Origin of the sequence: Meiothermus rufus DSM 22234 (assembly GCF_000423425.1) — a bacterium.
GTDB classification, from domain to species: domain Bacteria; phylum Deinococcota; class Deinococci; order Deinococcales; family Thermaceae; genus Meiothermus; species Meiothermus rufus.
Genome location: NZ_AUHY01000078.1, coordinates 1 through 10,712 on the forward strand (window position 1 = coordinate 1; position 10,712 = coordinate 10,712).

Annotated in this window: 12 protein-coding genes, 3 tRNA genes and 1 pseudogene; 5 read left to right on the forward strand and 11 right to left on the reverse strand. The window is 59.4% G+C overall.

Annotated elements, in window-relative coordinates; all coding sequences use genetic code 11:
- Positions 1 to 73: 73 nt before the first annotated feature.
- The 6 genes from G552_RS0112215 to rpsF form a co-directional block, all read right to left on the reverse strand.
- Positions 74 to 946 carry an NAD(P)-dependent oxidoreductase gene (locus tag G552_RS0112215; protein ID WP_027883294.1) on the reverse strand — a complete coding sequence of 291 codons (873 nt, stop codon included), beginning with the start codon at positions 944 to 946 and terminating at the stop codon, positions 74 to 76.
- Positions 947 to 1,131: 185 nt separating this feature from the next.
- The gene (locus tag G552_RS0112220; RefSeq protein ID WP_245575198.1) at positions 1,132 to 1,650 is read right to left on the reverse strand and encodes a YIP1 family protein; all 519 of its coding nucleotides are present in this window, start codon (positions 1,648 to 1,650) and stop codon (positions 1,132 to 1,134) included.
- A 194-nt stretch (positions 1,651 to 1,844) separates the two neighbouring features.
- Positions 1,845 to 2,294 (reverse strand): 50S ribosomal protein L9, encoded by a 450-nt coding sequence (rplI, locus tag G552_RS0112225; RefSeq protein ID WP_027883296.1) that lies wholly within the window; start codon positions 2,292 to 2,294, stop codon positions 1,845 to 1,847.
- A 12-nt stretch (positions 2,295 to 2,306) separates the two neighbouring features.
- On the reverse strand, positions 2,307 to 2,534 hold the full coding sequence (gene rpsR, locus G552_RS0112230; protein ID WP_211224824.1) for a 30S ribosomal protein S18: 228 nt from the start codon (positions 2,532 to 2,534) through the stop codon (positions 2,307 to 2,309).
- 53 nt (positions 2,535 to 2,587) lie between these two features.
- A complete protein-coding gene (locus G552_RS16970; protein WP_027883298.1) occupies positions 2,588 to 3,424 on the reverse strand; it encodes a single-stranded DNA-binding protein in 837 nt (278 codons plus the stop codon).
- Positions 3,425 to 3,517: 93 nt separating this feature from the next.
- Positions 3,518 to 3,841 carry a 30S ribosomal protein S6 gene (rpsF, locus tag G552_RS0112240; protein WP_027883299.1) on the reverse strand — a complete coding sequence of 108 codons (324 nt, stop codon included), beginning with the start codon at positions 3,839 to 3,841 and terminating at the stop codon, positions 3,518 to 3,520.
- A gap of 187 nt (positions 3,842 to 4,028) precedes the next feature.
- Here rpsF and G552_RS0112245 point away from each other — a divergent pair, with 187 nt between their 5' ends.
- On the forward strand, positions 4,029 to 6,002 hold the full coding sequence (locus G552_RS0112245; RefSeq protein WP_027883300.1) for a diguanylate cyclase domain-containing protein: 1,974 nt from the start codon (positions 4,029 to 4,031) through the stop codon (positions 6,000 to 6,002).
- On the opposite strand, the gene G552_RS0112250 is transcribed toward G552_RS0112245, so the two are convergent.
- Together G552_RS0112250 and G552_RS0112255 are read right to left on the reverse strand one after the other, a co-directional pair.
- On the reverse strand, positions 5,988 to 7,091 hold the full coding sequence (locus G552_RS0112250) for an NAD(P)/FAD-dependent oxidoreductase (protein WP_027883301.1): 1,104 nt from the start codon (positions 7,089 to 7,091) through the stop codon (positions 5,988 to 5,990). The two genes, G552_RS0112245 and G552_RS0112250, sit on opposite strands and share 15 nt — an antisense overlap.
- Before the next feature lie 52 nt (positions 7,092 to 7,143).
- Positions 7,144 to 7,218, reverse strand: a tRNA-Ala gene (locus G552_RS0112255).
- Positions 7,219 to 7,387: 169 nt separating this feature from the next.
- Between G552_RS0112255 and rpsB the strand changes: the two genes are divergently transcribed.
- The 4 genes from rpsB (at position 7,388) to frr (ending at position 10,112) form a co-directional block, all read left to right on the forward strand.
- The gene (gene rpsB / locus G552_RS0112260; protein ID WP_027883302.1) at positions 7,388 to 8,116 is read left to right on the forward strand and encodes a 30S ribosomal protein S2; all 729 of its coding nucleotides are present in this window, start codon (positions 7,388 to 7,390) and stop codon (positions 8,114 to 8,116) included.
- A gap of 24 nt (positions 8,117 to 8,140) precedes the next feature.
- Positions 8,141 to 8,731 carry a translation elongation factor Ts gene (tsf, locus tag G552_RS0112265; protein WP_027883303.1) on the forward strand — a complete coding sequence of 197 codons (591 nt, stop codon included), beginning with the start codon at positions 8,141 to 8,143 and terminating at the stop codon, positions 8,729 to 8,731.
- A gap of 64 nt (positions 8,732 to 8,795) precedes the next feature.
- Positions 8,796 to 9,500 carry a UMP kinase gene (pyrH, locus tag G552_RS0112270; protein WP_027883304.1) on the forward strand — a complete coding sequence of 235 codons (705 nt, stop codon included), beginning with the start codon at positions 8,796 to 8,798 and terminating at the stop codon, positions 9,498 to 9,500.
- Positions 9,501 to 9,554: 54 nt separating this feature from the next.
- On the forward strand, positions 9,555 to 10,112 hold the full coding sequence (gene frr, locus G552_RS0112275; RefSeq protein WP_027883305.1) for a ribosome recycling factor: 558 nt from the start codon (positions 9,555 to 9,557) through the stop codon (positions 10,110 to 10,112).
- 148 nt (positions 10,113 to 10,260) lie between these two features.
- Here the strand turns inward: frr and G552_RS0112280 are convergent.
- The 3 genes and pseudogenes from G552_RS0112280 to G552_RS15420 form a co-directional block, all read right to left on the reverse strand.
- Positions 10,261 to 10,345: transfer RNA gene (locus G552_RS0112280), tRNA-Leu, on the reverse strand.
- 7 nt (positions 10,346 to 10,352) lie between these two features.
- A tRNA-His gene (locus G552_RS0112285) sits at positions 10,353 to 10,429 on the reverse strand.
- Positions 10,426 to 10,712, reverse strand: a pseudogene (locus G552_RS15420) (integrase core domain-containing protein); the annotation flags it as partial. The pseudogene G552_RS15420 and the gene G552_RS0112285, both read right to left, overlap by 4 nt.

Below are 10,712 nucleotides of genomic sequence, written 5' to 3' on the forward strand. Positions count from 1 at the left end.
ACCTCCTTTCTTGGTTGGTTCCCCTCTTTTTATCCCAGCTTAGAGTCTCACATGTGTTTGTCCGGGTTCAGGCTCATTTGATCTCGAGGCCCGCCCAGCGCTCCAACAGCCGGGCCACTGCGGTATGATCCACCTCGGCATCGCCAATCTGGCGCTTAGCCACCTGGAAGAACTCCCGTACCAAGCGCAACATGGGGGCTGGGGTTCCGGCGGCCTCGAGCACCCCGGCACAGATGTTGAGGTCTTTGGCCAGCAAGCCCAGGGCGAAGGTATTGGGAAACTCGCGCGAGAGCACCCGCTGGCCAAACAGGTTTTCGCTCACGTTTGAGCGACCCGAGGAGGCATTGATGGCCTCGAGGGCCAGCCGCGCATCCACGCCTTGCTGCACCAAAGCCAGCATTCCCTCGCTCAGAGCCCACAGATTGACGGCCAACAAGGCGTTGTTGACCGCCTTGACCGCATGCCCGGAGCCCAACGGCCCCACGTGCACAATCTTGGCTGCGTAGGTCTCCATTAGCGGTCTGGCCCGGGCAAAGTCAGCCTCTGTTCCGCCAACCATCACCGTGGCCCGGCCCTGCTGGGCCCCGGCCACCCCTCCCGACAAGCAGGCATCCAGGTAAGCAACCCCCTTCTCCTGGAGCATGGCCGCGGTGGCTCGAGCCAAGGCTGGCTCACCGGAGGTGTGGTCTACCCAGAGGGTTCCAGGGCGCAGGTAGGGCAACAGGGTACGGGCCAGGCCGTCCACCTCCTTAGAAGTGGGCAGGCAGGTGAACAAGACCTCGGCCTGGGCCACCTCAGGTAGCTCCACGGCTCTCGAGCCAAATTCCTCGGCATGGGCCTGGGCCTTGGCAAAAGTACGGTTCCAGACCAGGGTCTCGTATCTTCGGGCCAGATGCCCGGCCAAGGGATACCCCATGGCTCCTAAACCGATGAAGGCTGCTTTCATGCTGGCTCTCTGCACTGCATTAGCATAAATGTAGGTGCACAAGACAGCAAAACCCCCCGGTGACCAGCTAGCATTCACCTGGCTTTTAGTTTTAGCGCGCTTTTGCTTTCAAAATCAGTTATAGACACCCTACTCTGGCCAAAACACTGGCTATCCCAGGTAGCCTTGTTTTCACAGAAGGCGTTTTAGCGGAGCAGGCTCGAGAGAAACAAACTCACCCCCAGGGTTCCCACAAAGGCTGTCGCTAGGGTAATCCATATCTTGCTGCCCTCACGCAGGTTCATGCTCGACTGCACGGCCAGGTAAGCAAAGTAGACGTTCACCACCAAAGCCACGAGTACGAGTAAGGGAATCAAAAAGATGCCGATCAGGGTGATGAGCAGCAACAGGCTTAGTGCTGCAAACAGCACGTTGATAGGAGCCCAAAACAGGGCAAAGGAGTAGGCCACCTGGTCGAACGACCCCGTACCCCCCTGGCTCTTCCCCACATAAAAAACCAGGTAGGTGAACACCAAGAAACCCACCACCGTAATGGCAATACCGCTCAAAAAACCACCCAGGCCCCCACCCAGGCTCAAAAGACCGGTCAGAGCAGCAGCCACCACCACATAAGTCAGCGCCTCGCGCAAGGTTCCTTTGTTCTCGAACTGCTCGAAGGTCGCCACGCTGGGTTTGCTCAGTACCTGGATACTCTGATTGAGCATACTCGTGAGCGTATCGACGATGGATGGCGGGCCATTCATAGTAAACCTCCTGTACAAGGCGATATGCTCCCAGTCTACTACACCCCAGCCTCACCCTCCTGCCAGCAAGCAGAGCGGGAAATGAAGGGGGTGCGCATCTCGGCTAGGGAGCAAAAAAATGCCGCCTGTGAAGGCGGCATGGATCAAGGAGGTGCCTACTCCCGGTCGGCCACCACCTGCACTTTGAGGATCATGGGTACTTCGGGGTGGGGCTTGTAGACCAAGGTGTACTCACCCAGGTCCTTGATGGGCTTTTCCAAGGCCAGGCGCTTGGGATCGATGGTGATCTGGTGCTCGGCCTCGAGGGCCGCGGCGATCTCGCGACTGGTGACCGAGCCGTAGATTTTTTGGTCTCCGGCCCGCACCTTAAGAACCAGGGTGATCGCCTCCAGCAATTCTTTTAGGCGCTCAGCCTCAGCCTTACGCTCAGCGGCCTTTTTAGCCTGGGCGCGAATCTTGGCCTCGAGGGTCTTGAGGTTGCTCTCGGTGGCTAAAGCGGCTAATCCTCGCGGCAACAAGTAGTTGCGTGCGTAACCGGGCTTTACATTGACGACCGCGCCCACATCGCCCAGGTTTTCCATAGGTTCAAGCAGAATTACCTTCATCTTCCACTCCCCCTACTTGCGAACCAGCTTCTCGACGAAGGGCAGCAAGCCCATGTTGCGGGCGCGTTTGATGGTACGGGCCAGCTTGCGCTGCTCTTGGGCGGTAAGCCCGGTCCGGCGACGCGGTAGAATCTTGCCGGTCTCGGACAGGAAGCGCTTGAGGATATCCACTGCCTTCACATCGTTGAGGTCAAAAGGCCCCACACTGGCAGCAACTTTAGGTTTGCGGCCCCGGCGCATGCCCCGCTCCGGGCGCTCGCTCTTAGCACTGCGGTTGGAGATCTTCTTGGTGCTCAAAACGGTAAATCCTCCTCAGGTGGGAAATCGTCTTCCAAGCCTTCATCAATGTCTACCTTGCCCGCACGGCCTTTGTCTGCCAAAGCAGCACTTTGGGAACTGGTTCCACCTGAATTCTGTCCAGTTCCACGGGCAAGCCGCTCCAGACGGGAAAGCTCTACACGGGTGGTGTAGCGCCTAGTGCCGTCTTGAGCCGTCCAGGAGTCGTTCACCAAGCGTCCCATTAAGAACGCTGCGTCCCCTTTTTTGAGTTCTGCCGCGAACTCGGCCAGCTCACGCCAGGCCTGTGCCTCGATGTAGTGCACCTTTTCCTGCTCGCCCCCCTGGCGGGTCATGATTTTTTCATTCACCGCGATGGCAAGGCGGGTCACTGCAGTGCCCTGGGGGGTATAGCGGAGTTCGGGGTCGCGGGTTAGGTTGCCCACCAGCATGACCTGGTTAAGACCCTCCCGGAGGCGTTCCTGCCCTCGGGCATCGGTAACGGTCACCTGGCCCCGCTTACCTTCCAAACTGACCACCTCCATACGGTCAGCGCGAATCTCCAGGGCGCTGCGCTTCTGGCCCTCCTGCTCCCAGGCGCGGTACTCGAGCTTGCCGTCTATGAAAAGCGCCATACCCGCTTTGAGGGTATCGCCCCAGAACTCCGCACTCTTGCCCAAGAGCTTGACCCGGTGGTACCAGGCTGGTTCGCGGGTCTGCCCCTGCTCATCGGTTACCAGGTCGTTGCCCGCCAGGTTGAGTTCCATCACGGCTAGCCCACCTGCCGTGTAGCGCAGTTCAGGGTCTTGGGTTAGGGTGCCTACGAGGGTTACGCGGTTGAGGCCTCGAGCCATATCTTCATCCTTTTCCGTTACGGTCTTTGGTCTTACACGAATTTTCTGTTTCGGCTTAGTTGTTCTGGGCTCTAGCCTCAGAACTCAGGGCGTTCAGCTCGCTTTTTTCTTCCTCAGGCTGTTTCGCCACTCGGGACGGTCGCGCAGGATGGTTACCCGACGCACATGGTCGCGCAGGCGTATCTCACGTGCTAGCGCGGCATTGTTGTTGCCCGCCATCTCTACCGTGAAAAAGACCACGTTACCCTCGGGGTCTTTCTGGATGGGATAGGCTAGGCGGCGGTTTCCCCAGTCGTCGATGTTTTTAATCTGGGCCCCATAGCGCTCCAAAACAGCCTTGATGCTCTCTTTTTCCTGTGTGGCTTGGGCCCCATCGAGGTTGGGGTTGAGGATAATACCCACTTCGTACTGCGGCATACTCACCTCCTTTCGCTAGACTTCAAGGCAAAGCAGCGCCCCTTTTGGGTGACGCAAGGCTAGAGTATACCAGAGCCAACCAGGGAAAGCCAACCCAACGAAACAAAGCGGGCAAGAAACCAGCCCGCTTTTCGGGTATGATGTAGCCAATACTCCAAAAGCCAGGCCCAAGGAAACCATAGCAAAGATGCCAAGAAAGCCCACCCAGAAGCGCTCTCCCGCCCCCTCCCTTTCCAAAAAGGAGCTGGATCGGCGGCTCAAGGAGGCCACCATGCTCAAGCAGATCGTGGCCACCTCGGGGGCACCTTTGGATCCGCTAACTGTGCTGAACGTGATCTGTAGCGAGCTAACCACAGTGGTAGGGGTGCAACATGCCGGGTTCGCCCGGCTATCGGAGGATGGGCGTTATCTGACCATCGTCTCGGAGTTTGGCTCTGGGGAGGTTCGCAACAGCAACGACCGCATCTCCCTCGAGGGCAACGAGATTAGTCTCCAGGTCATGCGTGAGCGCAGGCCAGTCTCGGTATGGGACGCTCAAAACGACCCCCGGATGGGTCCCGGACGGGAGGTGGCCCAGCGCTTTGGCGTGGTCTCGATGCTGCTGGTTCCTATCCTGGCCGGCGAGCGGGTACTGGGCACCCTTGGCCTAGACAGCTACGAGCCAAGAGCATTCAGCCAGGATGAGATCGAAATCGTTATGGCGGCCTCGAAGGCCGCCGCACCCCTGCTGGAAAACGCTCATTTATTTGAACAGCTGCGCAACGAGTTGGCCGAGCGCAAGCTGGCCGAGTGGGAACTGCGCAAATCACGTGCGCTCTACCAGGAACTGGTCAACTCGCTGGGAGGTATCGTCTGGGAGGCTGAGTTTCAAAAAGACACCCTGGTCTTCACCTTTGTCAGCCGCCAGGTCGAGCGGGTACTGGGTTATCCGGTAGAACGCTTTCTAGGCCCGCGCGAGGAAAGCGTATGGCCCCGGGTGCTTTATCCTATAGACTTCGAGATGGTCTCCCAGCGCCTGCGCAATCTTTCGGTAACCCTCGAGACCACCGAAATCGAATACCGCGCTTTCGACAAAAATGGCCGCTTGCACTGGTTCCAGGATAGGGTTAGCGCTATGCAGGAAGCCAACGGCAACGTGCGGCTGCGCGGCCTAATTATGGACGTAACCGAACACAAGCGGGCGGTTCGCCTCGAGCGCGACCGTAACCTGGCCCTGGAGATGATTGCCCGCGGCACTGAGCTCGAGGATATCCTTGCAGCCACCGTGGAGATGCTCAACGCCCAGCTTCCCGAAGCGGCCTGTGCCATTCAAATTGCCAAGGGCGAGCAGCAAAACTGCGTGGCCAGCCACGGCCTGCCCGAGGTGATTCAGCGATTTCTGCAAACTGGCCCCATCGGGCCCTTTGGACAAAATGTCCTTGAAGGCGAGGTATCCGAAGCAGAAAATCTCGACCTCAAGGAAAACCTCCCCCCCGAGATACGCCGGGCCCTGCTGGTGGCTGGTTTCCGGCATGGCCTGACCCTACCCATTCGCTGTAAAGAGGGTATCTTGGGCGCCTTGAGCGTGCTAGGCCCTACCCCCCTAGGCCCCGACAGCCGGGCCATCCAGGCTACCGCCGACCTGGCCTCCATTGCCATAGACCGCCAGGCCCTGATTGAGGAGCTAGAGTACCAGGCCACCCACGATGCCCTAACCCGCCTACCCAACCGCATGCTTTACCAAGAGCGCCTGGCCCAGGCCATGACCCGGGCCCAGGAAAAAGATCGTCTGGTAGGGGTAGTCTACATCGACCTGGACAACTTCAAACAGGTCAACGATACCTTCAGCCACGCTACCGGCGACGAACTGCTGCGCGGCATTGCCCGACAGCTTACCCTCTCGGTGCGGGCCAGCGACTCGGTAGCCCGGCTGGGCGGCGACGAGTTCGGCATCATTCTGGCTGACCTGCCCTCGGTGGAGATGGCCGAGCGCCTGGCTCAGAAAATTGGCCAGGAGGTCAACACCAGCGTGCGCATTGGCAACCGCGCCCTCGAGGTCACCGCTTCCATCGGCCTGGCCATCTACCCCCGCGATGGCAGCGACCCCGACACCCTCTACCGCCACGCCGACCGCGAGATGTACAAAGCCAAGGGACAGGGCAAAATCTCAAGACAAGAATAGGGGGCGAGGCGGCCTAGCCCCTGCTAGCACCCAGGCCACCTCCTGACCCAGCAGGGCCCCTATGACGTTGCCAGTGCCGCTATAGGCCCCAATCGCCCAGACCCCAGGCCGCACCTCCTCGGCAATGGGCAGGCCATCGGGCGTGTAGCCCACCGAGGCCGCCCAACGGTGGGTGATAGGAGCCCGAATGCCAAGCTGGCGCAGGAGCTGCTCCAAACGACATTGGATGTCTTGGCTGGGCTCAGCCTGCCAGATCCATTCGGCTTCTCCACCCGCGTCGCGCATCCCTCCCAGGGCAATCCGCCCATCGGGCAGTTGCTGCCAGTAGTCGTAGCCCCAGCGGCGGTAGACCGGTCGGGGAAAGCGGGCCTCCGTCGGCGCGGTAGCCAGCATCTGCAAACGGGCTGTACGAACCCGCCCTTCCAGCTCGGGTAGAACCCGCTCGAGGCCACCATCCACCGCCACCAGTACCCGCTGGCAACGCACCCGGCCCCTAGGGGTCTCCACCTCCCCTGGGCGGATGCGTAGGGCGGGGGTGTGTTCGAAAAGCCGGGCGCCTGCCTGCAAAGCCTGGAGGGCCAATCGTCGGCAGCGCTTCAGGGGATTGAAGGCTGCATCATCGGGCAAGAGTAGCCCCTCACCCTCAGGCCCCTGGTAAGGCTCAACCGCAAAACCATCGGCCCGCAGGGCCCGCCACTGCGCCTCACAGTCCGCTAGCTCCTCCCCCGAAGCGGCTATGCGCAAAGAGCCTACAGCCCGCACCTCCTGGGGAGCTTCAGCCTTCATACGGGCAATTTCTTCTAAAGTAGCCTGGTAGACCCTCCGGGCAAATTCGCGCCCTTGTTCGGCCACGCTTTGGTGGTAAAACCTGGCCAGCCCGGCCAACAGAAAACCGCCATTTCGCCCTGCCGCTCCTCCAGCCACGGCAGCAGCGTCAATCCCCACCACGGTTCGGCCCAAACGCAACAATTGATGGATGGCTGCCAAACCCGAGCCACCTAACCCCACCACACAGACCTCGGCCTCGAGGGCTCCTTCCAGCTGGGGCAGACCAGACCATTGGCCATCGTCCCAAACCGGGGTGTTCATTTCTTTAGCATACCGGTAAAGCATAAGACCGGGCCAGATAAGCCCGGTTTCCTGGTGGAGGCGAGGGGATTTGAACCCCTGACCTTGTCCTTGCAAAGGACCTGCTCTCCCGCTGAGCTACGCCCCCGCAAAAGCATTGAGAGTATAGCAATGCCCGGGACTTCCGTAAAGGGTGGGCATCCGCTATACTTCGTTGGGTGTGCCGAAAGGCCCTCCGGGGTTAGGGAACGGTGCTCGGAGAAAAAGCCCCTCGGCACAGATGAACGCCCACTCCAACCGTCCCGTTAGGAGAAAAAATGGCAATAAACATCAGCATCAAAGAACTGCTCGAAGCCGGCGTGCACTTTGGCCACGAAACCAAGCGCTGGAACCCTAAGATGAAGCGCTACATCTACGCCGAGCGCAACGGTATTTTTATCATCGACCTGCAAAAGAGCATGGTTGAGCTCGAGCGCACCTTCAAGTATGTGCAAGACCTGGCCATGCGCGGGGCCACTATCCTCTACGTGGGCACCAAAAAGCAAGCCCAGGAGATCATCCAGCTCGAGGCCGACCGGGCCGGGATGCCCTACGTCAACCAGCGTTGGCTAGGGGGCATGCTGACCAACTTCCGCACCATTACCGCCCAGGTCAACCGCTTGGCTGAACTCGAGGCCCTCTTCGCCTCAGAGGAGATCAAGGAGCGGGTCAAATCTGAGCAGGTTCGGCTCAAACACGAACTCGAGCGGCTGCAAAAGAACCTCGGCGGATTCCGCAAGCTACGCCGCCTGCCCGATGCCCTATTCGTGGTAGACCCCACTAAGGAGGCCATCGCGGTCAAGGAGGCTCGTAAGCTGGGGATTCCGGTCATTGCCCTGGCCGATACCGACTCCGACCCCGACCTGTGCGACTACATTATCCCCGGCAACGACGATGCTATCCGCTCAATCCAGCTCATTGTGAGCCGCATGACCGACCTGATCGTGGAGGCTCGCGGCGGTGGGCGTGAGGAGGCCTCGAGCGAAGCCCCTGCGGTGGAAGCTTAAGCAACGGCAACCCAAGGATTTCCTATGAACCAACTTGAACTGATTAAAAAACTACGTGAGCAAACCGGCGCAGGTGTAAGCGACGTCAAAAAAGCCCTAGAAGATGCGGGCTGGGATGCGGAAAAAGCCACCACCCTGCTGCGCGAGCGGGGTGCCTTGAAGGCGGCCAAGAAAGCTGACCGTGAGGCCAGGGAAGGTATCATCGGGGTTTACATCCACCACAACCAGCGGGTGGGGGTAATGGTAGAACTCAACTCTGAAACCGACTTTGTAGCCCGCAACGAAGAGTTCCAGCGGCTGGCCAAAGACATCGCCATGCACATCGCCATGGCCAACCCCCGCTACGTAAGCGTCGAGGAGGTTTCCCCCGAGGACCTGGAAAAGGAAAAAGCCATCTATATCCAGCAGCTTCTCAACGAGGGTAAACCCCAGCACATCGCCGAGAAGGCAGCCGAAGGCCGGCTGAAGAAGTTCTTCGAGGAAATGGTGTTGCTGGAGCAACCCTTCGTCAAGGACGAAAAGGTCAAGGTAGGGGAGCTGATCCAGGCCGCAGTGGCCAAGATCGGCGAGAACATCCGGGTCAAACGCTTCGCCCGCTTCGAAGTAGGAGCCTAGAAATGCCAGAAACCGAGGGTCGGGGCAAAGGTGCCTGGCCCTCGGTTTTCTTTCGGAAAGGGCTATGAAGTACAAACGGGTACTGCTAAAACTATCGGGCGAGTTTCTTTCTGGCAACGGCTTTGGCATCCAGCCCGAGGCCACCAAGGCCCTGGCTCAGGAGGTAGCCAAAGCCCACCGGCTGGGGGTGCAGGTGGCCATCGTGGTGGGTGGAGGTAATTTCTGGCGGGGCGCCCGGCAAGGGGTAGGCATGGATCGAGCCAGTGCCGATTATATCGGCATGCTGGCCACCATCATGAATGCCCTAGCCCTACAGGACGCACTGGAGTTCATCGGAGTGCCCACCCGGGTGCAAACTGCCCTTACCATCCCCCAGGTGGCCGAGCCTTACATCCGCCGACGGGCCATGCGTCACCTAGAAAAAGGGCGGGTGGTCATTTTTGGTGGCGGTACCGGGAACCCCTTCGTAACCACCGACACCGCCGCCGCCCTGCGCGGGCTGGAAATGAACGTAGACGCCGTGTTGATGGCCAAAAACAAGGTAGATGGTATCTACAACGACGATCCCCGCAAAAACCCCGCAGCCCAAAAATACGACGAGCTAACCTACCATCAGGCCTTGGTGGAGGGGCTACAGGTTATGGATGCCACCGCCATGGCTTTGTGCCAGGAACAAAACATGCCCATCGTGGTCTTTGATATGTTTACTGAGGGCAACCTGGAGAAAATCATCAAAGGAGAGCGGGTCGGAACCCTGGTACACAGCTAGCGCACCCTAGTTTACCAGGAAGGTTATAAGCTATCTGAGACCTAGGAGGCCCACATGCTCAAAGAGCTTTACAGCGAAACCAAAAGCCACATGCAAAAATCCCTCGAGGCCCTCGAGCACCACCTGACCACCCTGCGTACCGGTCGGGCCAACCCGGCCATCCTGAGCAACATCAAGGTGGAGTACTACGGTTCCAGCATGCCCCTGAACCAGGTGGGCACCATTTCCTCGCCCGACCCACGCACGCTGGTGGTGCAGTCGTGGGATCCCAACATGCTCAAGGAGATCGAGAAAGCTATCCGCGACTCCGACCTAGGCCTTAACCCCACCAACAAGGGCGACGCGCTCTACATTAATATCCCCCCTCTAACCGAAGAGCGCCGCAAAGACCTGGTAAAGTCGGTTCGGCACTATGCCGAGGAGGCCCGTGTTGCTGTGCGCAACATCCGCCGCGAGGCCTTGGACAAAGCCAAGAAGCTACAAAAAGAGCTGCACCTATCCGAGGACGACCTAAAGCGGGCCGAGGCCGAAATACAGAAGATTACCGACGAATTCATCCACAAAGTGGATGAGGCCCTGCACAAAAAGGAACAGGAAATCCTGGGTGGTTAGGCCCAGCGGCCCAACCCTCACCCCAGCGATCCCCGGGGTGAGGGTTTTGTATCTCCCTCCATACCTGGGCTAAAAAGGCGTCGTAGGGGCTAAACAGCCTTCGAACCTTCCCCCATTACCCCCCGTGCAAAACCAGTGTTTGAGTGATTGGTGCGCGGAGGGGGACTTGAACCCCCACACCTTGCGGCACAAGATCCTAAGTCTTGCGTGTCTACCAATTCCACCATCCGCGCAAGGTTTTGGGGTGAGCGATGGGACTTGAACCCACGACCCCTGGTTCCACAGACCAGTGCTCTAACCGGCTGAGCTACGCTCACCATGCTGCCGCAGCAGCACAAAGCATTCTAGGGCCGAGACCCAGGCCCGTCAAGCCAGTGTAATCGGTCAACACATGTGAGACTGGGGGGCCGACTCCTCTTGCATCATAGCCAGGAACTCCAGGGGCGCGAGGCCGTTTAGGGCCCGGTGGGGTCGCTCACGGTTGTAGTGGTCGAGGTAAGCGTCAAGCTTCTTTTGGAGCTCGGGGATCTGCGAGGGTAAGGGCCGGGTGTAGAACTCGTCCCTGAAGGTCCGCTGCATCCGCTCCACGTGACCGTTGAG

What these genes read in the sequence shown, in the direction of transcription:
- rpsB (WP_027883302.1), top strand. Translation starts at nt 7,388, where the DNA reads ATGGCAATAAACATCAGCATCAAAGAACTGCTCGAAGCCGGCGTGCAC.
- G552_RS0112245 (WP_027883300.1), top strand. Translation starts at nt 4,029, where the DNA reads ATGCCAAGAAAGCCCACCCAGAAGCGCTCTCCCGCCCCCTCCCTTTCC.
- tsf (WP_027883303.1), top strand. Translation starts at nt 8,141, where the DNA reads ATGAACCAACTTGAACTGATTAAAAAACTACGTGAGCAAACCGGCGCA.
- G552_RS0112220 (WP_245575198.1), bottom strand. Translation starts at nt 1,650, where the DNA reads ATGCTCAATCAGAGTATCCAGGTACTGAGCAAACCCAGCGTGGCGACC.
- rpsF (WP_027883299.1), bottom strand. Translation starts at nt 3,841, where the DNA reads ATGCCGCAGTACGAAGTGGGTATTATCCTCAACCCCAACCTCGATGGG.
- rplI (WP_027883296.1), bottom strand. Translation starts at nt 2,294, where the DNA reads ATGAAGGTAATTCTGCTTGAACCTATGGAAAACCTGGGCGATGTGGGC.
- G552_RS0112215 (WP_027883294.1), bottom strand. Translation starts at nt 946, where the DNA reads ATGAAAGCAGCCTTCATCGGTTTAGGAGCCATGGGGTATCCCTTGGCC.
- G552_RS0112250 (WP_027883301.1), bottom strand. Translation starts at nt 7,091, where the DNA reads ATGAACACCCCGGTTTGGGACGATGGCCAATGGTCTGGTCTGCCCCAG.
- rpsR (WP_211224824.1), bottom strand. Translation starts at nt 2,534, where the DNA reads ATGCGCCGGGGCCGCAAACCTAAAGTTGCTGCCAGTGTGGGGCCTTTT.
- G552_RS16970 (WP_027883298.1), bottom strand. Translation starts at nt 3,424, where the DNA reads ATGGCTCGAGGCCTCAACCGCGTAACCCTCGTAGGCACCCTAACCCAA.
- pyrH (WP_027883304.1), top strand. Translation starts at nt 8,796, where the DNA reads ATGAAGTACAAACGGGTACTGCTAAAACTATCGGGCGAGTTTCTTTCT.
- frr (WP_027883305.1), top strand. Translation starts at nt 9,555, where the DNA reads ATGCTCAAAGAGCTTTACAGCGAAACCAAAAGCCACATGCAAAAATCC.